Origin of the sequence: Dermacoccus sp. Ellin185, assembly GCF_000152185.1 — a bacterium.
Classification (GTDB): Bacteria; Actinomycetota; Actinomycetes; order Actinomycetales; family Dermatophilaceae; genus Dermacoccus; species Dermacoccus nishinomiyaensis.
This window is the reverse complement of sequence record NZ_AEIQ01000009.1, coordinates 18,865-40,960: the sequence shown is the minus strand read 5'-3', so window position 1 is coordinate 40,960 and position 22,096 is coordinate 18,865. Positions and strand designations below refer to the sequence as shown.

Genomic DNA, 22,096 nt, shown 5'->3' with positions numbered 1-22,096 from the left:
CGGGGCTCGTCTGCGCCTCCGGGGAGGCACCTGCCGCGGCATTCTTCGCGGGCGTCGCTCTCGACCCGGACGCCGCTCTCGCTGCTGCCGGCGCCGGCCGGGACGTGGTCTCCTCCGCCTCCGCAGTGGCCGAGGTCTCTGCGTCATCTTGCGCCGGCGCATCAAGGCGCTCACCGCGCAGCACCACCGTCGCCAGGTCGGGGGTGAAGCGCGTGACACGGCACTCCTGCGCCCAGCGCGCGACGATGTCGTGGGCCGGCGCGTTGAGCCGCCCGGCCTTGAGGGCGAATGTCGCGACCTCCCACACCTCGTCCTCGGGCGTGATGACGTCGGCGTCCGCCTCGAAGGAGACGAGGCGAGCGCGGGACTCCTTCGAACGCGCCACCACCTCGACGCGGCCGAGGTGCTCGGGGGAGAACTGCTCGCCCGGGCCGCTCACCGTGTACGCGACCCCGGCGAGGTGGACGTGCCAGACCGGCGCCGAGCCGGCAGGCGAGGTGATCCACAGCAACCCCGACTTGGCGAGGGCCTCGGTGACAAGACGGTCGGTGGCAGGCTTCGCGGCAGTCATACCCTCATTGTTTCATCACGATTTCGTTGCGAACGACGGGCGCGAATCGCCGTGAGCCGAGGCCCGCAGCTCTTGTGAGACTGCGTCGCACCCCTGCAACGACGCGGAGAACGATCCCCACCCGCCCGTCGGCAGCTGCGCTGCGCGGCGCAGGACGCCGCCGTCGAGCCCGCCCCCATTACCACGACCTCTGGCATGATGAGGAATCGGTGAACCGGTACGGATTCTGCACGACTCACGACGAGCCGGGGGGGAAACCGAGATCGGCCGGCGCGCGTCCCAGACGTACACGGGCCGCGCCAGAGCCCAGATCGCTCACCACGATCTCGATCGAAGGGAAAGTGCCATGCAGCACCACGAAATCAGCCGTCGCGCCATCGTCACCGGCGCCGGCGCCACCGGCACGCTCGCCGTCGTCGGCCTCATCGGCTCGGGCACGGCGTCCGCCGCGAACCCCGTCCTGCAGACCGGCAGCAAGGGCAGCGCCGTCACCACCCTCCAGAAGCGCCTCAACGCCCTCGGCTATTGGTGCGGCAACCCCGACGGCGCCTTCGGCGCCCAGACCAAGCAGGCAGTCCTCGCCGTGCAGAAGGTCGCAGGCCTCGCCCGCGACGGCGTCGTCGGCGCCCGCTCATGGGATGCGCTGAACCGCGGCGTCCGTCCAAGCAGCCGTCGCGGCGGCAACCGCATCGAGGTAGACAAGAGCCGCCAGATCGTCATGGTCGTGCGCGGCGGCTCCGTCAAGTACATCTTCAACACCTCGACCGGCAACGGCCAGACCTTCACCTACTACGGCCGACGCATCAAGGCCGTCACGCCCTCCGGTGAATACAAGACGTACCGCTCCGTCACCTCCGGCTGGGACTACGGCGCCCTCGGTGGCCTCTACCGCCCGTTCTACTTCAACGGCGGCATCGCCCTGCACGGCTCCAACGACATCCCGGCCTACCCCGCCTCCCACGGTTGCTGCCGCATGTCCTGCGCCGCACAGGACTTCCTCATCGGCTCCAAGCTGCTCTACATCGGCGAAGCCGTCAGCGTGTACTGATTCCTCTCACGGGCCGGCTTCCGGCTCACCGTCGGCCGGGGCGCATGCGCCCCGGCCGTCGTGTTCGCTCGGTGCGCCGGCCGTTCGGGCCGAAACGCCCGCACCCGCTTCTCGTTCTCGACCTCGCAGGCTCGGTCGAGAACTCGGCGGATGCGGGCGTTTCGGCGTCCGCGTCGATGGTGTTCACCGGCGGGGCCGGTGCCTCGTGATGTCGCGCTCTGCGGCATCGCGGCCGCACACCGTCGGGCGCCCGGCAGCTCTAGCCGCGCCGCAGGTCGCCTGCCCAGATCAGTTCCTTTTTCGAGCTGGACGCCCGCGCGGTGTCGCACCGAGCGGGCAGATGACGAGGGCGAGCCCGCAAGCCCTCGTCATCTGCCCGCCGGATCAGCGTGAGGACGATTCACCGGCTCCAGACGTCGCGCATCCAGGCCTCGACGTCGTCGGGGTCGCGCGGCAGCGACGCCGACAGGTTCTCGTTGCCGTCCTCCGTGATGAGGATGTCGTCCTCGATACGCACACCGACGCCGCGGAAACGATCCGGCACCAACTCGTCGTCCGCCTTGAAGTACAGGCCCGGCTCGATCGTGATGATCATGCCCGGCTTCAACTCGGCGTCCATGTAGTCCTCCTTGCGCGCAAGGGCGCAGTCGTGGACGTCGAGGCCGAGGTGGTGGCTCGTACCGTGCACCATCCACCGACGGTGGAACTGGCCGTTCTCCGGGTCGAGCGTCGCCTCGACGTCGACGCCGTCAGGCAGCAGACCCCAGCCGTGCAAACGCTCCGCGATGACGCGGATCGTCGCGGCATGCACGTCCGAGAACTTCGCGCCCGGCTTCGCCGCCGCGAGCCCAGCCTCCTGCGCCGCGAGCACCGCCTCGTACACCTCACGCTGCGCAGGGGAGTACGTGCCGTTGACGGGCAGGGTGCGCGTCACGTCAGCGGTGAACAGCGAGTCGACCTCGACGCCCGCGTCGACGAGGATGAGGTCGCCGTCCTTGACGTCGCCCGTGTTCTTGATCCAGTGCAACGTATTCGCGTGATCACCGCTCGCACAGATCGAGTCGTAGCCGACGCCGTTGCCCGCATGGCGTGCATGCAGGCCGAAGACACCCTCGACCCAGCGCTCACCGCGCCCGCGACGCACCGCCTCCGGCAGATCGGCGACGACGGCCTCGAACCCGCGCGCGGTCGCGTCGCACGCCTCGCGCATCTGGCCGACCTCCCACGCATCCTTCGTCAACCGCGCCGTCGACAGCCACCGGCCGAGCTCCAGATCGCGCTCCTGCGCCTTCTCGGCGGTGGCCTCGTCGAGGTGGGCGCGGATCTGCTCGACCTGCGCCGTGACGTCGACGTCAGCGTCACGTACGACGAGCACCTCCGTCGCGCCCGCGTCCTTGGCCGCAGCGTCGGGGAACTCATCGATGTGACGAGCGGTGATGCCGAGCTCGTTCGCCATGTCCTCGAGCGTCGGTCGCGCACCGACCCAGAACTCGCCGTAGCGGCTGTCACCGAAGAACTCCTCGGTGTCGCGCCCGGCGAGCGGGCGGAAGAAGATCTGCGCCTCGTGCCCGCCCTCGGCCAGCGGCTCCAGGACGAAGACGGCGTCCGGCTCGCGGTCCGCGCCGAGACCCGTCAGCCACGCGAACGCGGTGTGCGGGCGGAACACGTAGTCACAATCGTTGCTGCGCACCTTCAACCCGCCGGCGGGCACGACGAGACGGGCCCCCTCGAAGGCCGCCGAGAGGGCCTCGCGTCGCGCGGGCGTCAGGTCGGCGACCTCGGCGCGGGGCGTCGGCTCGGTGCCGCGCGGCGCCCACCCGGAGGCGACGAACTCTCGGAAGGCCGCCCCACCCGGGCGGCTGCGGTGCTCTGCTGTCTGCTGCTTCTCACTCACCCGTCCATTCTGCACCCCGGCCCCCGACATGTGGCGGACGGTGTGCGCCCAGTTCGCCGCATCCCCCACAATGGCTGGGCCGACAGAAGTGACGAGACGAGGTGCAGGCGCGACATGGTGAATCCCGACGGCCCCCAGGCCACCCCGACACCGCCGTCGGCGACCCCGTTGCCGGCGCCGCGTCGTGCCGCGCCGAGCAGCCCCGAGAGCCGCCCTGTGCAGGCCCACCCCACGAAACCCGCCGCGGCCACGACGAGCGCCCCGCGGATGCCACGTACCGGCGCGACGCGGGTGCGCGGTCGGGCGATGTCCGTCATCCGTCCGAGCGGGCCGCCGACGAAGCCGATCTCGGTGCGCGGCACCAACGACCGCGTCTCCGAGTGGCACACGCGCGCCGTCATCGACTTCTGCCTCCGCCTCGGAGAGGCGATGCTCGTCACCGGCGCATCCGTGGCCGACACCACCGCGTCGCTGCTGCGCGTCGGGCGCGCCTACGGGCTCCAGGGCGCGCACGTCGACATCACCTACACGTCCGTCACGATCTCGATGCATCGCGGCGTGCACCGCGACCCGATCACCGTCATGCGCATCATCGCGCACTTCGGCACCGACTACTCGCGGCTCGAGGCGTTGCACGCCCTCGTGCGCGACATCGCCCGCGACCCCGACGACCCGGGCGAGATCGACGACAACCTCTACACCCTCGAACGCATCCTCGAGCAACCGCACGTGTACCGCCGCGGCGTCATCACCATCGCGTGGGCGCTCATGGGAGCAGGCGTCGCGATGCTGCTCGGCGGCAGCACGGCCATGGTCCTCGTCGCCGGGCTGTCCACGGCGGTCGTCGACCGCATCCAGTACGCCGTCGCGCGCGCCGGTGTCTCCGCGTTCTTCGGGCAGATGCTCGGTGCGATGTTCGCGACGGCTATCGCCGTCGGCCTGCTCGTCGTCCACCAACACGCGGAGACGATCATGTGGCTCGGACAGGTGAGACCCTCCCTGGTCGTCGCCTCCAGCGTCGTCGTGCTCCTCGCAGGCATGAGCGTCGTGACGGCTGCGCAGGACACACTCGACGGCTTCTACCTGACCGCCGGCGCGCGCACCTATGAGGTCGTCCTGCTCACCGGCGGCGTCGTCGCGGGCGTGCTGCTCGTCCTGAGCATCGCCCAGCGCTTCGGCGTCGACCTCGTCATCGTCGAACGCTCCAGCAGCTTCGCCGGCTCTGTTCTCACCCAGATCGTGGCAGCCGCACTCATCGCCGGTGCCTTCGCCGTCTCCGCGTACTGCGCTCCGCGCACCGTGCTCGCCGCCGTTCTCACCGGCGGATTCTCGTGGCTGCTGTTCGGGACGCTCATGTGGGGTGTCGGCACCAGCGAGCCCGTCGCCGCAGGAGGTGCGGCCCTCGTCGTCGGGGCGCTGGCACCATTCGTGGGGACACGGGTGCACGTGCCGAGCATCGCACTGATCACCGCGGGCATCGTGCCCTTGCTGCCGGGGCAGGCGGTCTACCGGGGCATCATGATGTTCATCACCGAGGGCGAGAACACCCTGTGGCAGACCACTCTGCTCAACGCCGTCCTCATGGGCCTCACGCTGTCAGTCGGGGTGTCGCTCGGCACGCTGCTCGGCCGTCAGGTCAGCGCGGGCGCCGACTCGCTCACCGCGCGCGTCGTGCGACGAACCGTCAGCGAGACGACGAACGACACCGCCGCCTGAGCGGCGCGGAGTGCGTCAGCGGGCCGTGCTCGAGGCGGTTGCGCTGGGCGGGCGGGCGGTGCCCCAGCTCTGGGCGCGCTTCGATGCTGCGGATGACGAGGCCGGCGCCGAGGACGCACCCGACGACGATGCGCCCGACGACGACGGCGCGACGCTCGTCGTCGGTACCGCCGCCGGAGTCGTGCCACTGGCCGTCGAGCCGGCGTCGCCCTTCTTGGTCCACGACCAGCTGGCGAGCAGCGCCGTCAACGCCGACTCGTCGCGGGCGGCGTCAGCCTTCGCGCCGGTCAGGGTGACGGAGTACAGCACCTTGTCGTGCGCGAGCATCACGTAGCTGCGCTTGAGGTCGACGTTCTTCTCCGTCGAGGTCGCCGTGAAGCCGACGGCCTTCTCACCGCCGACGGTGCGGTCGGGCAGGGCGGCCACCGATGCGCCGCTCTGCTTGGCCTGCAGCGACGCCCGGCGCAGCGTGCCCGCCAGCTCGGGCGCAGGCGTGACGCTAGAACGCGCGACGACGATCGTGGGCGCGACGTCGTGCGCGAGAGTCGACGACGACAGGTAGGCGACCGATTTCGGCTGGGACGTGAGATTCCACCCAGCCGGCACGACGAAGTTGAACGCGCCGTCCGAGCTGACGACGGACCCGGGGCTGGGGGAGGTGATGGCACTCGGGTTGGACGACGCCGTCGTCGCCGAGGAGCTCGCGCTGAACGGGGTCTGGGTCGCCGAGACGTCCTTGGGGTCGGCTCCCGAGCTGCACGCACTCAACGCGACGAAGCCGGTGGCCGTGACGAGCGCTGCGACGCCGCGAGCGGCCCGCCGGAGCGAGCGGCGGCGCGCTCGCGGGGTCATATCGAGGGGGCCCTGCTTCACCATGGTCGAAACCCTAGCGACGCGAGCGGTCTCAGCGTGTGCGGCGCGCGGCGCGGGCAGCGCCCTGTGATGACAACCACGGCGTCACCGGGCGACGCCACAGCAGGTAGACGGTCGCGAGGCCGAGCGTCATCGTCACCGCACCGATGAGGGCGCCGGGGCCGAACGAGCGCACGCCGGACAGCAGGAAGGTGAAGGTGTAGACGATGGCGAGGACGGTCGCGCACGTGCGCCCGGAGGCGCGACCGCGCAGACACAGGCGCGCCACGAGTAACCACAGCACGACGCAGAATGCGCCCGTGACGAGACCGAACCAGCGGGCCTGATCCGTCGCCCGCTCCAACTCACCGGCGGGCAGGGTGCGCCGCTGGAACTCGTGCGCGAGCCGCGCCGTCTGAGCGCGGGTGCCGTCACGATCGAGCCATGCGACGAGCGTCGAGACGGCCTGCACGAGCGCACCGGCCATCATGCAGGCAACGGCCCGCCGCACCGGACGCGGCGCGTGCTCACCCATGCCTGCCCTCACGGGCAGCAACACTAACCTGTCACCCATGCGTATCGACCTGCACACCCACTCGAACCGCAGCGACGGCACGACGAGTCCCGCCGACGTCGTCGCGGAGGCATCGGAGGCGGGGCTCGACGTCGTCGCGCTCACCGACCACGACACGACCCGCGGGTGGGACGACGCCGCCGACGCCGCGCGCCGCGTCGGCATCGACGTCGTACGGGGCATCGAGATCTCCTGCCGCCATCGCGGCATCAGCATCCACCTGCTCGCCTACCTTCCGGCCCCCGAGGGAGAGCTGTTCGACGAGATGGAACGTGCCCGCGAGTCGCGGGTGACGCGCGCCGAGCGCATGGTCGAGCGGCTCGGACGCGACGTGCCGATCACGTACGAGCAGGTGCTCGCGCAGGCGGGGCCGGACGCGACGATCGGGCGCCCCCACATCGCCGATGCGCTCGTCGCGAACGGCGTCGTGCCCGATCGCAGCACCGCCTTCGAGCACCTGTTGAGCAATTCGGGCCCCTACCACGTCGGTCACTACGCCATCGACCCGGTGCGCGCCGTCACCCTCGTGCGCGCGGCCGGCGGGGTGCCCGTCATGGCGCACCCCTTCGCGGACGTCCGTGGACGCGTCGTCGACGACGCCGTCATCGAGGAGATGATCGACGCCGGGTTGCTCGGCCTCGAGGCCCACCACCGCGACCACACGCCCGAGCAGGTGCGCCACGCCCGCGACCTCGCGCGGACGCACGATCTGCTCGTCACCGGCTCGAGCGATTACCACGGCGACGGCAAGCCGAATCACCTGGGGGAGAACATGACCGAGCCCGACCAGTACGAACGCCTCGTCGCGCTCGCGACGAGTGACGTGGGAGTCGTGCGCGGGCGCTGACGCGGTGCTGACGGCGGGTGCCGGGCGTCCGGCGGGCATGACGGCGGCGCCGGAGCGAGCCCTGCTCACCCCGGCGCCGGAGGCGTCGTCGACGGATGCCTGATCGAGGTCGCCCCGGCTCGAACCCGGGCACCCGATCATCTTCCCCTCAGCGTTTGAGGCGCGAACGCAACGCACTCACGACGGCTCCCAGGCCATGCGTGGGCTGCTTCGTGGTCGAGGCGGCGAGAGCGTCGCCGTCGCCGTCCGCGACGGCCTCGCGCGAAGCCTTCTCCTCATCGGTCTCGCGTGCGCCCCATTCGCCGAGGCGGCGGAGGCGCTCGGTGCGCAGCGCCGCGATGCGTCCTCGATCGGTGCGGTACTCGAGGTCGGCGACGGTGACGGTGCCGGAGCGCAGGTCCACCTGTTCACCGATGTAGCGGAACAGCACCGCCAGCGTCGCGACGACGGGGACGGCGAGGAAACCGCCGATGACGCCATGGTCCTCGGAGCCGGCCGCGATGCCGAGCAGCACGAGGACAGGGTGCAACGACATCGAGCGGCTCTGCAGCAGCGGCTGCAGGATGTGCCCCTCGAGCTGCTGCACGAGGATGATGATGACGAGGACGATGATCGCTGTCGTCACCCCCTTCGTCACCAGCGCGACGAGGACGGCGAGTGCGCCGGCGACCGTCGCACCGACGATCGGGATGAACCCGCCGAAGAACGTGATGACGCACAGCGGCAGGGCCAGCGGCACACCGCATGCGATGAGACCGATGCCGATGCAGACCGAGTCGATGGCCGAGACGATCGCCTGGGTGCGGATGAACCCGGACAGGGTCTGCCACGCGCGGGTGAACACCTCGGTGACGTGAGCGCCGGTGCGCTCACCCGTGACGAGCCGCACCCACGGTAGGAAGCGGTCCCCGTCCTTGATGAAGAAGAACGCGAGGATGAGGCTGAGGACGAGGGTGACGAGGATGCTGCCGACCGTCGTCACGCCGCTGAAGACGCCCGAGGCGATGGCATCGCCCGACGTCTTGAGCTTCTCGTTGATCACGTTGACTGCGTTGTCGATCTGGGTCGCCGGGATCTTCAACGGCGGGCCCTGCAACCAGCGTTGGATCTGGGAGACGCCCTCCATCGACTTGCGTGCCAGCTCGGGCGCCTCGGCTGCGACGGTCGGGACGATCGCGGCGATGATGCCACCGACGACGAGCAATCCGCCGAGCACGCTCGAGAGCGCCGCCAGGGCGGGGCGCACGCCGCGGCGACGCAACCAGGCGGCAGGCGGCCACAGGACGGTCGTGATGAAGAGACCGAGGATCAGCGGCAGGATGATGACCCAGAACGGTGTGAGCGCTCGCCACACGAGATAGAACGTGACGATGATGATGCTGATCCGCAACGACCAGCGCGCGAACGAGGCGAAACCGTCCGAGATGATGCGCGAGCGGTCCTCGGACGCCCGTGACTCGGGCTCGTGCGGGTCCTGCTTCTCGACGCGGGCATCGCGGTTGCGTGCGTCGAGCGTCAGCTCGTCGCGCTCTTCGGGCGGGGTGGACGGAGGCGAGGCGGAATCGGCCGGTAGCGGCGTCGAGTCATCGGCCGCGGGCGGCGTCAGGGCCGGGTCCGGAGGTGAGGCAGGCATGGGTGCCCTTTCCGATCAACGGTCATTTGTCGTGAAGCGTACTGAGAGTGATGACACAGGCGCGAATGCGGCGCGAGGCGCCCGGTGCTCGCCCGCGTCACGTCTGAACGAGTGCGGACGGCGCCGGGCGCCTCGCGCCGGGAGGGTGCGTCAGTCGGCGGCAGACGTCTCACCCGCGCCACCGCGGGTGCGACGGCGACGTCGGCGCGGCTGCGACGAACCGCCGGAGCCCTCGGTGCTCGCGGCGTCACGGCGCGGGCGACGCTCGCTCGAGCCACCCGAGGCCTGACGTTCGCCGCCGCGACCACCGGAGCGCCCGCCTCGTCCCCCCGATCGGCCGCGCTCGTCGTCACGGCGCGGACGACGCTCGCCGCGCTGATGCGAGTCGCCTCGCCCCGTCTCTCCAAGATCTTCGACGCGCTCGGCGTCGAGGCCTTGGCGGGTGCGCGCCGACTTGGGCAGGCTGCCGGTCGCGTTCGCGGGGATCTCGAGATCCTCGAACAGGTGCTCGGAGCTGGAGTACGTCTCCTCGGGTTCGGGGATGCCGAGGTCGAGGGCCTTGTTGATGAGCGCCCAGCGGTGCAGGTCGTCCCAGTCGACGAGGGTGACGGCGATGCCCGTCTTGCCCGCGCGGCCGGTGCGGCCGATGCGGTGGACGTACGTCTTCTCGTCCTCCGGGCACTGGTAGTTGATGACGTGCGTGACGTCCTCGACGTCGATGCCGCGCGCGGCGACGTCGGTCGCGACGAGGACGTCGACCTTGCCCGAACGGAACGCACGCAGCGCCTGCTCTCGGGCGCCCTGGCCGAGGTCGCCGTGCAGCGGAGCGGCCGCGAAGCCGCGCGAGATGAGCTCGTCGGAGACCTTGGCGGCCGTGCGCTTGGTGCGGCTGAAGATGATCGTCAGGCCGCGGTCCTTCGCCTGCAGGATGCGGGCGAGCATCTCGACCTTGTCCATCGCGTGCGCGCGGTAGACGAACTGCTCGATGTTGGAGGCCGTCTCGGCCTCGCTCGCGTCGTCCTGCATGGCGCGGATGTGCGTCGGCTGCGTCATGTAACGACGCGCGAGGGTGACGACGGCGCCCGGCATCGTCGCGGAGAACAGCATCGTCTGACGCCCACCCGGCGTCATTGCGAGGATCTTCTCGACGTCGGGCAGAAAGCCCAGGTCGAGCATCTCGTCGGCCTCGTCGAGCACGAGGCAGCCGACGTACGCCAGGTCGAGGTGACCACGCGTCGCGAGGTCGATGATGCGACCCGGCGTGCCGACGATGACCTCGACACCTTTCTCGAGGCGCTCGACCTGCGGCTCGAACGCGCGACCGCCGTAGATCTGCGCGATGCGGATGCCGCGCTTCTTCGCGGCGGCCTCGAGGTCGGAGGCGACCTGGACGGCGAGCTCGCGCGTCGGGACGACGACCATCGCCTGCGGCTTGCCCTCGGGCGCGGGGACGGCGGCCTTCGACGTCTCACCCGGCGCGGTGACGCGGCTGAGCAGCGGCACTCCGAAGCCCAGGGTCTTGCCGGTGCCGGTGCGCGCCTGGCCGATGATGTCGTGCCCCGAGAGCGCGACGGGCAGCGTCATCGCCTGGATGGGGAAGGGATGGACGATCCCCTTCTCTTCGAGGGCGGCGACGATGTCGGGGTGGATGCCGAAGTCGGCGAATGTCTGCTCGGCGATGGGCTCAGGGGCCGCTTCGGCCTCGATGGAGGTGATGCCGGCGGAGTCGAGCTCGGCAGCCGTGGGCTGGTTGTCGTTGATCACGATCGTGCTTCCTGTGTCGCCCCGGGGCCTCGGAGGCCGCGCCGGGGATGATGAGAGCCGATCGGAGGTCTGCGCGCCGCGCGGCCTCGCGTGCGGAGGTGGGCGGCGGGAGTGGGCGTCTGTCGTATGACGCCCGCACGTGCCGGGAGGGGCCGATCGGTCACCCGTGGTCATCTCGAGTCTACCCACGCGCGCCACACCTGTTCGACGCCACGCTACGATCGCTGCATGAGCGAGCCTGTGACGCCTGATCCGAGCCCTTCACGCACGATCGAGGACGAGACGTACCGGGCGGGGGTGATCGACCTGCTGAGCGTCATCGCCTACGGCGAGCTCTCCGGCGCCTTCGCGACGGTGGCGGACGCCGCTCGCGCCCCGCGCCTCGACCACAAGCTGGCGCTCGCGCGCATGGCGCGCGGCGACTTCGACCACTACGAGCAGCTCGCCGGCCGTCTGCGCGACCTCGGCGTCGAGCCCGAGGACTCGATGCAGCCGTTCACGGCCGCCATCGATGAATGGCACCGTCGTACGCCGCCCGCCGATTGGTACGAGGGCCTCATGAAGGCCTACGCCGGCGCCGCGATCGCAACGGATTTCTATTCGGAGATCGCGCGCTACGTCGACCCCGAGACGCGTTCGCTCGTCGAGCGTGCCGTCGACAGCGATGAGCAGGACGCGTTCATCATGAGCGTGCTCAGCGACGCCATCGCGGCCGACCCGCGAGTGGGTTCGCGTCTCGCACTGTGGGGGCGCCGCCTCGTCGGTGAGGCCCTCAGTCAGGCTCAGCGCGTCGCGGCGACCCACGACGGGCTGACGGCCCTGCTCGTCGACGACGGCTCCGGCGTCGGCGCGGACCTCGCCGAGCTGACGCGCATGTTCGAGCGACTGACGTCGAATCACACGCGCCGCATGGAGGCCTTGGGGCTCACGGCGTGAGCGCCTGACCTCTGACCTGATCGCGGAAACGCAGAAGCCCGGCCCCAGGAGGGGCCGGGCTTCTTCACCTGCGCAGCGGAGCTGCGCGAGCGACGGATCAGACGCGGTTCTTTCGACCCACCAGCGTGAGGTAGATGGTGATGAGAACCATCGCGCAGATGATGCCCACGATGAAGGGGATGATCTCGAAGCCGCCGTTGGAGTTCTTGTAGCCGAACTGGGTGGTCAGCCAGGAGCCGAGGGCGGAGCCGACGATGCCGAGGATGATCGTCATGATGATCCCCATGTTCTGGTCGCCCTTGAGGAACAGGCGGGCGAGGGCGCCGATGATGAGGCCGCCGATGATCGAGCTGATGATGCCCATGGTGAGTCTCCTATGAGTTCGGCTGGGCTCCGGTATGTCCCAACGTTTGTCTCCACCTAAGCCAATCGGCGGTCGCATTTCAACCATCGAGACCGGCGAGGTGCTAGATGCGTTATTCCTTCGTTACGCGACGGCGGGCGTTCACCCCTTTGGGGTGAACGCCCGTGACCGCTTCGGGTGAACGTCAGCCGCCGAAGCCGACGCGGCCCTTCTGCTCCGCCGCGATGTCGACGTAGCCGATGGCGGAAGCCGGCACGGTGACGCTGTGGCCGCGCTCGTCACTCAGCGTGAGCGGGGTGCCGCTGTCGAGAGCCGCGCGCACGTGCTCGCGCACCGCGTCGGCGTTCTCGTGCGAGTCGATGACGACCTCGCGGGCGACGTTCTGGACGCCGATTCGAACCTCCATGGTTCTCCTCCTTCTCGTCGCGTGCGGAACGCGATCAGTGGTGGACGTGTGGGTGAGATCAGCGTGCCCCATCGGCGACGCCGGAATCATCCCAGGGGGTGAGAAGCCACGCGACTCACCCGTCGTATGGGTGCAACGCCTCAGCGCTCGATTTCATCCCCGCCGGTCTTCGGGAACCCGCCGAGGCCGCGCCAGCCCAGCAGACCGACGATGCGCGCGGCCTCCTCGCGGGGGATCGGCGAACCCGTCGTGATCCAGTAGCGCGCGACGACCTGCGACATGCCGACGAGGGCGACGGCGACGAGCGTCGCCTGCTCCGTCGGAAGCTCCGTGTCCTCCTGCACGACCTTGGCGACCTCGGCCGCGGTCTCCGTCAGCATGCGTTCGACCTTCTCGCTGACGGCGGGCTCGTTCGTCAGATCCGATTCGAAGACGAGGCGGAAACCCGCGTCCTCGCGCTCGACGAAGGCGAAGAACGCGCCGATCGCCGCGGCGACGCGCTGGCTGTTGTCGGACGTCGACTCGATGGCCTCGCGCACGAGGAGCGGCACCTCACGCGTGTGCTGCTCGAGCAGCGCCAGGTACAGGTCGAGCTTGCCGGGAAAGTGCTGGTAGAGCACCGGCTTGCTGACGTGGGCGCGCTCCGCGATCTCGTCCATCGCCGCACTGTGGTAGCCGGATTCGACGAAGACGGACTGCGCCGCCTCCATGAGTTGGGCTCGCCGCGCCGATCGGGGGAGGCGTCCGCGTTTGGTCGAATCGTCCACGTGGGTCATGGATGAGGCTCCTTGCTCGTCGGTCATAAGCTGGGTGCGACTTTATCGCCCATGGGCCATCTCGGTGGCCCGGTCACGGAATGAGGTGCCTGTGCGAGACGCCCGGCCCGACGATCCCGGCGCCCGACGATACGCGCGCCACCACTCGCTGGCCGGCTTCGGGGTGACCGGGCAGCGACGGTTGGCAGCGGCGCGGGTGCTCGTCGTGGGCGCCGGCGGGCTCGGCTCACCCGTCATCTCCTCGCTCGCCGGCTGCGGCGTCGGGCACCTCGTCGTCATGGATCCGGACGTCGTGGAGATCTCCAACCTGCCGCGTCAGCTCATCCACACCGAAGCCGCGATCGGCACGGCGAAGGTGACGTCGGTGCAGCGCGCCGTCGCGGCGCAGAACAGTGGTGTCGAGGTGAGTGCGCTGCCCGAGCGCCTCAGCGTGACGCGGGCGCTCGAACTCGTCGCCGAGGTCGACGTCGTCGTCGACTGCACCGACAGCATCGAGGCTCGCTACGTGCTCAACGACGCCTGCGTGCTGCTCGGCGTACCGCTCGTGTGGGCGTCGATCGCGCAGTATGCAGGGCAGTTCGGCGTCGTCGAGCCCGCAGTCGGGCCGTGCTATCGGTGCGTCTTCCCCGATCCGCAGGCCGTCGCCGGGCTCGCGACGTGCGAGGAGGCGGGGGTGCTCGGCGTGCTGCCGGGCGTGCTCGGCGCGATGCAGGCCGTCGAGGTGATCAAGCTGTGCTCCGGCATCGGCGCTCCGGCGCGCGATGCGATCCGGTTGTACGACGCCCTCGGCGCGACGATGGCGACGCTGCCCGTCGCGCGCGACCCCGAGTGTGGCGTCTGTGGGCTCGAAGCGGGGTACTTCGAGGGGGTTGCCGGCCTCGAGGGGGTGGATGCGCCTCCAGGGTTCGCTGATTTCGGTGGATCTGGTGGTTTTGGTGGTCTCGGTGCGGCGGGTGGCCCTGGGGCCGACGGGCGCGCGGCGGCGTCAGGCGCGGTGGCCGAGATCGGGCCGCAGGAGTGGCCGGACGCGGGGTTCGTCCTCGTCGACGTGCGCAATCCCGATGAGGTCGAGGCGGCGCCGTTGCCCCCATGGATGACGGTGGGCGCCGACGAGACGTTCGTCGAACCCTGGGCCGGCGGCTGGAACGAGACGACGCGAGCGTCCGTGCACGCGCGGGTGGGGGAGCGCGACGTCGTGCTCGTCTGTGCGCGCGGTGCGCGTTCGCGTGCGGCCGCGGGGGTGCTGGGTGCGAGTGCGAGTGCGATAGAGCATGCTGCTGCGTCGGGCCGGGAGGCGGCCTCTGGTCAGGATGTGACGCCGGGCGATGATGCGGCGGCTGATGGATCGTCGAGGCGCTCGGGTCGCATCCTGAGTGTGCGTGGGGGCCTGGCGGCGGCGTCATGAGGCCGGCATGACGGGCGGGGCGCGCGACGAACTGAGCGAATCGGTCGCCGAGGTCGTCGCCGACGTGCCGCCGGGGCGCGTGACGACGTACGGTGCCGTCGCCGCGGTCGTCGGCACGGGCGCACGTCAGGTGGGGCGCATCCTCGCGGACGGTCGGCCGGGGTGGCCGTGGTGGCGGGTGACGAACGCGCGGGGGCTGTTGCCGGAGGCGCTGAGGGCGCAGGCGTTCGAGCAGTACGAGGCGGAGGGGACGCCGACGCGAGCTGAGGGAGTCGACCTGCGTCGGGCTGGTTGGGTGCCTCCGTTCTGACGGGTGGGTGACGAAAAATTCCGCGGAATCCCGGCGTTGTCGGCGCGCTGTGCTGGGATGACATCATGACGAATCACGAGGGTTTGACGGCGCAGACGCCGGCCGGCGCGCCCGTCCAGGGCGAGGCCGCCCTGCCGATCGCTGCGCTGCCGCCGAGCGTGGTCGAGGGCGTCGTGGCGAGCGTCGATCCGACGCGTCTCACCCCGGCGCTGCGTGGCGCGACGCAGACCGAAGCGGCGGCGCCGCTCGATCTCGATCCTGCGCAACAGGCCGTGCTCGAGGCCGACGATCGGGTGCTCCACGTCGTCGGCGCGCCCGGCACGGGCAAGACGACGCTCGCCGTCGAACTCGTCGCGCAGGCCGTGGAGGGTGGTGCGCGTCCCGATGAGTGCGTCCTGCTCTCACCGACGCGCGTGGCAGCCGGGGCGTTGCGCGCCCGCGTCACGACCCGCGTGGGCGGCACCTCGAGCGAGCCGATCGCGCGCACCCCGCAGGCGCTCGCGTTCGGCATCCTGCGCATGCGCGCCGCGATGGACGACCTGCCGGCGCCGCGCCTGCTCGCCGGTCCGGAGCAGGACGTCGTGCTCAAGGAACTGCTCGAAGGCCACCGCCTCGGCCTCGGCGCGGCGCCTGCCTGGCCCGAGGATCTGGCGGAGGCGCTGACGACGCGCGGGTTCCGCAACGAACTGCGCGACCTCATCATGCGCGCGGTGGAGTGGGACGTCAGCAGCGACCACCTGCGCCGGCTCGGCGCCGAGCACGGGCGCGACGAGTGGATCGCGGCCGCGGACGTCCTCGACGAATACGACGACGTCACCGCCCTGTCACGTCCGGGAGCGTTCGACCCGGCCTGGATCCTCGGTGCGGCGGCGCAGGCGTTGCGCGAGAACGAGACGCTGCGCGAGCGGGTGCGGGCGCAGCTGAGACTCGTCGTCATCGACGACGCGCAGGAACTCACGCGCGCGTCCGTCGGTTTCCTCACCGAACTCGTCGGCCCGGGTCAGCGGCTCGTCCTGCTCGGCAACCCCGACGTCACGGTGCAGGCCTTCCGCGGCGCCGACCCGCGCTACCTCGAGCAGGTCGCGGCACAGCACGGCGCGAGTCGACGGTTCGTGCTCGGCTACGGCCACCGTCAGCCCCGAAGGCTCGCGGAGGTGGTCGAACGCGTCACCGCGCGCATCGGCAGCGTCGACGGCATCGCGCACCGCAGCGTCGTCACGCGCCCCGGTGGGGGCGTCGACGTCGCGCTGCTGCGCAGCGGCGCGCAGGAAGCCGCCCACATCGCGGGGGTGCTGCGTCGAGCACACCTCAAGGACGGGGTGGCGTGGAAGGACATGGCCGTCATCGTGCGAGCCGCTGCCGGAACGTCGGCGCTGCGGCGCGCCCTCAACGCGGCCAAGGTGCCCGTGGCTGTCCCTCCGGCGTCCTTGGCCCTGCGCGACGAACCCGCCGTGCGGCCGTTCCTGCACGCCCTCGAGATCGTGACGAGCCGGACGCGTGGCTCTGAACAGGCCCCGGTGGACGGCGACGCCGATGCCTCGCGGGCGGGCGTCAGTGCCGACCTCGCCCTCGACCTGCTCACCTCGCCGCTCGGCGGAGCCGACCCGGTCGTGCTGCGACGACTGCGACGTTTGCTGCGCCGTGAGGAACTGGCCGCCGGCGGCAACCGCGTCTCCGACGAGCTGCTCGGCGCCTGCCTGCTCGAACCGGCGCTGCTCGTCTCCCTCGGCCCCGAAGCGGCGCCTGCGCGCCGGGTGTCGCGCGTTCTCGCGGCAGGGGCGGCCGCGCTGAGGGCCGCTCCGCCCCACGACGACGCCGAGCACGTGCTGTGGCAGATGTGGCAGGCCAGCGGCCTCGCCGAGGCGTGGGAGGCGAACGCGTTGGCCGGGGGAATCTCCGGAACCCGCGCCGACCGTGACCTCGATGCGCTGCTCGCGCTCTTCGCAGCGGCTGCAGCGTTCGTCGAGCGGCTGCCCGGCGCGGGCGTGGCCGACTTCCTCGACCACGTCCGCAGCCAGGACGTGCCGGGCGACCGCCTCGTCGCCGCAGCCCCCGACGAAGACGCCGTCGCGCTCGTCACCGCAGCCGGCTCGGCGGGCGGCGAGTGGCACACGGTCGTCGTCGCGGGCGTCCAGGAGGGCGTCTGGCCCGACCTGCGATTGCGCGGTTCGGTGCTCGGCTCGGAGGATCTCGTCGACATCCTCAGCGGTCGCGGGCGCTCGCTCCCCGCGCGGCAGGCGGCCGTCCGGCACGACGAGACGCGGCAGTTCGCGATGGCGATGAGCCGGGCGCGCGAGCACGTCGTCGTGACGGCCGTGCGTGACGAGGACGAGCAACCGAGCGTCTACCTCGACATCGTCGACCCGCTCGCGCCGGGCGCTGCGGCCGACGCGATGCGAGAGTTCACCCCTGTCGCCCGGCCGATGACCCTCGCCGGGCTCGTCGCCGAGGCCCGACGCATGCTCGCCGACCAGGACGAGGCCGTCCGTGACGAGGGCGCCCGCCGTCTGGCGCGCCTCGCCGAGCACGACGTGCCGGGCGCCGACCCCGAGCAGTGGTGGGCCCTCGTCAGCCGCAGCGACGACAGGCCGGTCCGCCCGCCGCAGGAGTGGGTGCGGGTCAGCCCGTCGAAGATCGAGGGATTCCACCGCTGCGGTCTCAACTGGCTCCTCACGACCAACGGTGGTTTCGGCCCGTCGGTCGGGGCGAGCACGATCGGCACGCTCGTGCACGAACTCGCCGAGGAGTTCGCCGACGAACCCGCTCTCATGGACGAAGCGCTCGAGAAGCGGTGGCCGCGTCTCGGCCTCGGCGACTCGTGGGTGTCGCGCGGCGAGAAGGCGCGCGCTCAGAGCATGGTGAAGAAGCTGCAGGGCTACCTCGGCGACGCGGCGGCCACGGGATGGGCCGGCGAGGCCGCCGAACGACGGTTCTCCGCGATCGTCGGGCGAGCCAAGATCTCCGGCTCGATCGACCGTCTCGAGCACCACCCCGAGCGCGGGCTGCGCGTCATCGACTACAAGACGGGCAGCTCGAAACCGAAGGACGAGGAAGTCGCAGCGCACCCGCAGCTCGCCGCCTACCAGGCCGCGCTCGAGGCAGACGCGTTCGGCCCGGGGCGTCCCAGCGCCGGGGCTGCTCTCGTGCAGCTCGGCCAGGCCGCCGGCACCGGCGCGAACAGCACCGCTCGCGTCCAGGCCCAGCCGCCCCTCGTCGCCGACGAGGACGCCGCGAGTGACGGCGAGCCCGGGGCGGTCGACGAACCGATCGTCGGCACCCGCGGGTGGGCGTTCGACCTCATGCAACGCACGGCTGACGGCATGGGCGCCGCCACCTTCGTCGCCGCCGCCAACCCGAACTGCACGATGTGCCCCGTCAAGAGCTCCTGCCCCATCCAGCCGGAAGGCCGAACGCTGTGACCGACGACCTCACCCCAGCAACCAGCGACCCGTCGGGGCCACAGGGCTCCGAGGCGAAGGATCGCCCCGCTCGTCTGAGCGCGGACGCCATCGCCGACGCGCTGGAGCGCTATCACCACACACCCGAGCAGGTCGCCGTCATCGAGGCGCCGCTGGAGCCGCTGCTCGTGGTGGCGGGAGCCGGCTCGGGCAAGACGGACACGATGGCTTCGCGCGTCGTGTGGCTCGTGGCGAACGGCTTGGTGCGCCCGCAGGAGATCCTCGGCCTCACCTTCACCCGCAAGGCCGCCGGTGAGCTCGCCGAACGCGTCAACCAGCGCCTGCGCATGCTCGAGGCGAGTGGCCTGTGGAGCCCGCCCGATGATCCGGACGGCACGCCGAGCCTCGGCGAGAGCCCCACGATCTCGACGTACAACGCGTACGCGGGGCGCATTGTCGGTGAGCACGGTCTGCGCCTCGGCATCGAGCCGGATGCGCGGATGCTGTCGGAGGCCGCCGCGTGGCAGTTCGCGCACGAGGTCGCGAGTGGGTGGGACGGCGACATGTCGCAGGTCACCGTCAAGCTGCCGAGCGTGACGGCGGCCGTCCTCGCGACCGCGGGTGAACTGAGCGAGCATCGGCGCAGCGTCGACGAGCTGCGCGCCTACTACGACTCCCTCCTCGGCTCGCTCGACGCGATCCCGTTCGCGCCGCGAAAGCGTTCCCTCGGGGACGCGGGCAAGGCGCTCACGGCGAAGGCGAAGGGCCACCAGCAGATCCTCCCGCTCATCGAGCGGTATCAATCGCTGAAGAAGGACAGGTCGGCGCTCGACTTCTCCGACCAGATCGCGTTCGCCGCCGAACTCGCCGACCGCTTCCCGGCCATCGGCGCGATCGAGCGCGCGCGCTACCGCATGGTGCTGCTCGATGAGTTCCAGGACACGAGCTCAGCGCAGATCGCCTTCCTCGCAGCCGTCTTCGCCGCCGGGGAGACGCAGCAGCGTCCGGGCGTCGTGGCGGTGGGGGACCCGCACCAGTCGATCTTCGGCTGGCGCGGCGCGAGCGTGACGACCCTGTCCGCCTTCCGTCGCTCCTTCGCCCTACCGGGATCCGACCTCACGCCCGTCGCCTCGCTCGCGACGTCGTGGCGCAACGACGCCGCCGTCCTCGACGCGGCCAACGTCACCGCCGCGCCGCTGAACAGGGCCTCGCGCGTGCCCGTGGCGACGTTGCGCCCCCGCCCCGACGCAGGCCCCGGCGCCCTGGCCGCCGCCCGCTACCTGACGGAGGCGGACGAGGCACGCGCCGTCGCGCAGTGGGTGGCCGAACGACGCCGTCCACTGCGTTCGGGCGAGGCGCCCCGAACCGCTGCGGTGCTGTGCCGCAAGCGATCTCAGTTCGTGCCGATGCTGGATGCCCTCCACGACGCGGGCGTCCCCGCGGAGGCCGTCGGGCTCGGTGGCCTGCTGCAGACCCCCGAGATCGTCGACCTCGTCTCGATGCTGTGGGTGGTCGACGACCCGAGCCGCGGCGACCATCTCATGCGCCTGCTCACCTCCCCGGCGATGCGTCTCGGTGCGGCCGACATCGCAGCGCTCGGGTCGTGGGCCAAGGAGTTGCACCAGCGACACCAGGACGACGCCGCGGCAGCCACCGAGGAGCGCGCCGAGGGCGGCAGCGCCGAACCGGCGAGCAGCGAATCCGACGCCGGCGAGGGCGCGCCGTCTGAGCCTGTACCCGGGCCTGATGGGGAGGCGGCCAGGCGCGGTGCGCGGGCGGAGCGCGACCTCGCGCAGGACACGCGGGACGAGGTGAGCCTCGTCGAGGCGATCGGCGAACTGCCCGACGCGTCATGGCGTGGGCGCGACGGCGAGTACCTCTGCGACGTCGCCCGTGAGCGGCTGCGGGGGTTCCACACGTCGGTGCAACGCCTCCGGTTGCTCTCCGGGCTGCCGCTCGCCGACTTCGTCGGGGAGGCCGAACGCGTGCTCGGTCTCGACATCGAGGTGCTTGCCCGCCCGGGGTACGACCCGTCGAGCGCCCGGGCCCACCTCGACGCCTTCGCCGACATCGCGGGGACGTTCTCGGTCCAGGCCCAACGTCCGACGCTCGGGGGGTTCCTCGAGTGGCTCGACGCGGCCCGGCAGGAGGAACGCGGCCTGGAGATGCCCGCCATCGAGGTCAACCCGCATGCGGTTCAGGTGCTCACCGTGCACGCCGCGAAGGGGCTTGAGTGGGACGTCGTCGTCGTGCCCGGCCTCGTCGAAGGGGTCTTTCCGAGCCTCGGCGGTTCGACGCGGGCCGAGGGCGAGCAGTGGCAGTACAAGCCGCACAAGGCGCGCGGCTGGCTCAGTGGTCTTCAGTCGATCCCCTACGATCTGCGCGGTGACAGGGAGGGGCTGCCCGCCCTCGCCGTCACGGGTGCGGAGGATTCCGACGAGCTGGCCGACCGGTTCACCGAGTTCTGCGAGCAGGGCCTTAAGCACGCGGTGACGGAAGAACGCCGCCTTGCGTACGTGGCCTTCACCCGCGCGCGCAGCACCATGTTGCTCACCGCTCCGATCTGGTACGCGAGCGGCACGACCCCGCGCGAGACGTCTCGTTTCCTCACCGAACTGCTCGAGGAACCCGATCTCGGCGCGAGCATCGAGCGTCTGCACTGGGAGCAGATGCCTCCGACGCAGGTCGACGGCGAGCGCCCGAGCAACCCGCTCGACGCCGACGTCCTGACGGCGACGTGGCCGCTCGACGCGATGGCCGACCAACGCGCCCACCTCGTCCCTGCCGCGGACCAGGTGCGCGCGCTGCGCACCCGGCTGCAGAACGGGGAGGCCCTCGAGCCGGCCGGGCAACTGGCGCTCGGGTTGGAGGGGACGATCGAGGACAGGGAGCAGGAGATGGAGCTGCTCCTGGCCGAACGACAGCGCGAACGCACCCGGCTGCGCAGCGACGTCGTGCTGCCCTCGCACCTGTCCGCCTCCCAGCTCGTCGCACTCGCGAGCGACAAGGACCTGTTCGCGCGGCGCCTACGGCGCCCGATGCCGAGTGAACCGGCGGTGGCGGCGCGGCGCGGTACGGCGTTCCACGCCTGGGTGGAGCGGCACTACGGTGCTGCGGCCCTCGTCGACCTCGACGAACTGCCTGGCTTCGGTGACGAGGACGTGGCCGCCGACGAGATGCTGCCCGTGCTGCAGACCAACTTCCTGGCCAGCGAGTGGGCGGATCGGGTGCCGGTCGACGTCGAGGTCGCCCTCGAGACCGTCGTCGCCGGGTACGCGGTGCGCGGCCGCATCGACGCCGTCTTCGCGCGTGACGGCGGCGGGTTCACGGTCGTCGACTGGAAGACCGGAGCCAAGCCGGCGGGGCCGACCCTGCGTCATCGCTCGCTGCAGCTCGCCGCCTACGCCCTCGGTTACGCGCGCCTGCGCGGCCTGGATCCCGAGGACGTCGACGCCGCGTTCTTCTACGCCGCCACGGGGGAGACGTATCGCCCCGACGTTGCGTCGCAGCGCGACCTCGAGGAGCTTCTCGGGTCGGTCGGGGGCTGACGGCGGTGCTTGTCGCGCTCGGGTCGCGGAGGCGGGGCGTCCCGCGGGTGCGGC

Annotated in this window: 17 protein-coding genes; 8 read left to right on the top strand and 9 right to left on the bottom strand. The window is 71.2% G+C overall.

The features are described from left to right. Positions 1 to 571 (bottom strand): hypothetical protein (locus tag HMPREF0321_RS00705; protein ID WP_006943422.1); only part of this gene is annotated, 571 nt, incomplete at its 3' end. A gap of 346 nt (positions 572 to 917) precedes the next feature. Between HMPREF0321_RS00705 and HMPREF0321_RS00700 the strand changes: the two genes are divergently transcribed. Further along, positions 918 to 1,619: a L,D-transpeptidase family protein gene (locus tag HMPREF0321_RS00700; RefSeq protein WP_006943417.1), complete on the top strand. Its 702-nt coding sequence runs from the start codon at positions 918 to 920 to the stop codon at positions 1,617 to 1,619. A 400-nt stretch (positions 1,620 to 2,019) separates the two neighbouring features. On the opposite strand, the gene HMPREF0321_RS00695 is transcribed toward HMPREF0321_RS00700, so the two are convergent. After that, positions 2,020 to 3,513, bottom strand: a complete 1,494-nt coding sequence (locus tag HMPREF0321_RS00695; protein ID WP_040014199.1) for an aminopeptidase P family protein — start codon at positions 3,511 to 3,513, stop codon at positions 2,020 to 2,022. A gap of 114 nt (positions 3,514 to 3,627) precedes the next feature. Between HMPREF0321_RS00695 and HMPREF0321_RS00690 the strand changes: the two genes are divergently transcribed. After that, positions 3,628 to 5,229: a threonine/serine exporter family protein gene (locus HMPREF0321_RS00690; RefSeq protein ID WP_006943428.1), complete on the top strand. Its 1,602-nt coding sequence runs from the start codon at positions 3,628 to 3,630 to the stop codon at positions 5,227 to 5,229. A gap of 15 nt (positions 5,230 to 5,244) precedes the next feature. On the opposite strand, the gene HMPREF0321_RS00685 is transcribed toward HMPREF0321_RS00690, so the two are convergent. Together HMPREF0321_RS00685 and HMPREF0321_RS00680 are read right to left on the bottom strand one after the other, a co-directional pair. After that, positions 5,245 to 6,105 carry a DUF1795 domain-containing protein gene (locus HMPREF0321_RS00685; protein WP_139023503.1) on the bottom strand — a complete coding sequence of 287 codons (861 nt, stop codon included), beginning with the start codon at positions 6,103 to 6,105 and terminating at the stop codon, positions 5,245 to 5,247. 28 nt (positions 6,106 to 6,133) lie between these two features. Continuing rightward, complete coding sequence (locus HMPREF0321_RS00680; protein ID WP_143181232.1) at positions 6,134 to 6,655, bottom strand: hypothetical protein; 522 nt, start codon at positions 6,653 to 6,655, stop codon at positions 6,134 to 6,136. Here HMPREF0321_RS00680 and HMPREF0321_RS00675 point away from each other — a divergent pair. After that, complete coding sequence (locus HMPREF0321_RS00675; protein ID WP_006943435.1) at positions 6,654 to 7,502, top strand: PHP domain-containing protein; 849 nt, start codon at positions 6,654 to 6,656, stop codon at positions 7,500 to 7,502. The two genes, HMPREF0321_RS00680 and HMPREF0321_RS00675, sit on opposite strands and share 2 nt — an antisense overlap. Positions 7,503 to 7,650: 148 nt before the next feature. On the opposite strand, the gene HMPREF0321_RS00670 is transcribed toward HMPREF0321_RS00675, so the two are convergent. Next, entirely contained in the window at positions 7,651 to 9,135 is a 1,485-nt protein-coding gene (locus HMPREF0321_RS00670) for an AI-2E family transporter (protein ID WP_006943440.1), read from the bottom strand. 150 nt (positions 9,136 to 9,285) lie between these two features. Next, positions 9,286 to 10,899: a DEAD/DEAH box helicase gene (locus HMPREF0321_RS00665; RefSeq protein WP_006943420.1), complete on the bottom strand. Its 1,614-nt coding sequence runs from the start codon at positions 10,897 to 10,899 to the stop codon at positions 9,286 to 9,288. 228 nt (positions 10,900 to 11,127) lie between these two features. Here HMPREF0321_RS00665 and HMPREF0321_RS00660 point away from each other — a divergent pair, with 228 nt between their 5' ends. Continuing rightward, positions 11,128 to 11,835 (top strand): ferritin-like fold-containing protein, encoded by a 708-nt coding sequence (locus HMPREF0321_RS00660; protein WP_040014196.1) that lies wholly within the window; start codon positions 11,128 to 11,130, stop codon positions 11,833 to 11,835. A gap of 97 nt (positions 11,836 to 11,932) precedes the next feature. On the opposite strand, the gene HMPREF0321_RS00655 is transcribed toward HMPREF0321_RS00660, so the two are convergent. The 3 genes from HMPREF0321_RS00655 to HMPREF0321_RS00645 form a co-directional block, all read right to left on the bottom strand. After that, complete coding sequence (locus tag HMPREF0321_RS00655; RefSeq protein ID WP_006943429.1) at positions 11,933 to 12,199, bottom strand: GlsB/YeaQ/YmgE family stress response membrane protein; 267 nt, start codon at positions 12,197 to 12,199, stop codon at positions 11,933 to 11,935. A 184-nt stretch (positions 12,200 to 12,383) separates the two neighbouring features. Beyond that, positions 12,384 to 12,605, bottom strand: coding sequence for a DUF3107 domain-containing protein (locus HMPREF0321_RS00650; protein ID WP_006943432.1), 222 nt, complete (start codon positions 12,603 to 12,605; stop codon positions 12,384 to 12,386). Positions 12,606 to 12,745: 140 nt separating this feature from the next. Continuing rightward, entirely contained in the window at positions 12,746 to 13,381 is a 636-nt protein-coding gene (locus HMPREF0321_RS00645) for a TetR/AcrR family transcriptional regulator (RefSeq protein WP_040014195.1), read from the bottom strand. A gap of 91 nt (positions 13,382 to 13,472) precedes the next feature. On the opposite strand from HMPREF0321_RS00645, the gene HMPREF0321_RS14515 reads away from it, so the two are divergent. From HMPREF0321_RS14515 to HMPREF0321_RS00625, 4 genes are all read left to right on the top strand, one after another. Then, the gene (locus HMPREF0321_RS14515; RefSeq protein WP_006943444.1) at positions 13,473 to 14,786 is read left to right on the top strand and encodes a HesA/MoeB/ThiF family protein; all 1,314 of its coding nucleotides are present in this window, start codon (positions 13,473 to 13,475) and stop codon (positions 14,784 to 14,786) included. Positions 14,787 to 14,793: 7 nt separating this feature from the next. After that, a complete protein-coding gene (locus HMPREF0321_RS00635) occupies positions 14,794 to 15,096 on the top strand; it encodes an MGMT family protein (RefSeq protein ID WP_006943419.1) in 303 nt (100 codons plus the stop codon). A 65-nt stretch (positions 15,097 to 15,161) separates the two neighbouring features. After that, positions 15,162 to 18,515: an ATP-dependent DNA helicase gene (locus HMPREF0321_RS00630; RefSeq protein WP_006943430.1), complete on the top strand. Its 3,354-nt coding sequence runs from the start codon at positions 15,162 to 15,164 to the stop codon at positions 18,513 to 18,515. Further along, positions 18,512 to 22,042, top strand: a complete 3,531-nt coding sequence (locus HMPREF0321_RS00625; RefSeq protein ID WP_006943401.1) for an ATP-dependent DNA helicase — start codon at positions 18,512 to 18,514, stop codon at positions 22,040 to 22,042. Before HMPREF0321_RS00630 ends, HMPREF0321_RS00625 begins: the two co-directional genes overlap by 4 nt. Positions 22,043 to 22,096: the final 54 nt, after the last annotated feature.

Coding starts and splice junctions, on each gene's coding strand:
- HMPREF0321_RS00685 (WP_139023503.1), bottom strand. CDS start 6,105: ATGGTGAAGCAGGGCCCCCTCGATATGACCCCGCGAGCGCGCCGCCGC.
- HMPREF0321_RS00690 (WP_006943428.1), top strand. CDS start 3,628: ATGGTGAATCCCGACGGCCCCCAGGCCACCCCGACACCGCCGTCGGCG.
- HMPREF0321_RS00630 (WP_006943430.1), top strand. CDS start 15,162: ATGACGAATCACGAGGGTTTGACGGCGCAGACGCCGGCCGGCGCGCCC.
- HMPREF0321_RS00645 (WP_040014195.1), bottom strand. CDS start 13,381: ATGACCCACGTGGACGATTCGACCAAACGCGGACGCCTCCCCCGATCG.
- HMPREF0321_RS00635 (WP_006943419.1), top strand. CDS start 14,794: ATGACGGGCGGGGCGCGCGACGAACTGAGCGAATCGGTCGCCGAGGTC.
- HMPREF0321_RS00670 (WP_006943440.1), bottom strand. CDS start 9,135: ATGCCTGCCTCACCTCCGGACCCGGCCCTGACGCCGCCCGCGGCCGAT.
- HMPREF0321_RS00680 (WP_143181232.1), bottom strand. CDS start 6,655: ATGGGTGACAGGTTAGTGTTGCTGCCCGTGAGGGCAGGCATGGGTGAG.
- HMPREF0321_RS00655 (WP_006943429.1), bottom strand. CDS start 12,199: ATGGGCATCATCAGCTCGATCATCGGCGGCCTCATCATCGGCGCCCTC.
- HMPREF0321_RS00650 (WP_006943432.1), bottom strand. CDS start 12,605: ATGGAGGTTCGAATCGGCGTCCAGAACGTCGCCCGCGAGGTCGTCATC.
- HMPREF0321_RS00675 (WP_006943435.1), top strand. CDS start 6,654: ATGCGTATCGACCTGCACACCCACTCGAACCGCAGCGACGGCACGACG.
- HMPREF0321_RS00660 (WP_040014196.1), top strand. CDS start 11,128: ATGAGCGAGCCTGTGACGCCTGATCCGAGCCCTTCACGCACGATCGAG.
- HMPREF0321_RS00700 (WP_006943417.1), top strand. CDS start 918: ATGCAGCACCACGAAATCAGCCGTCGCGCCATCGTCACCGGCGCCGGC.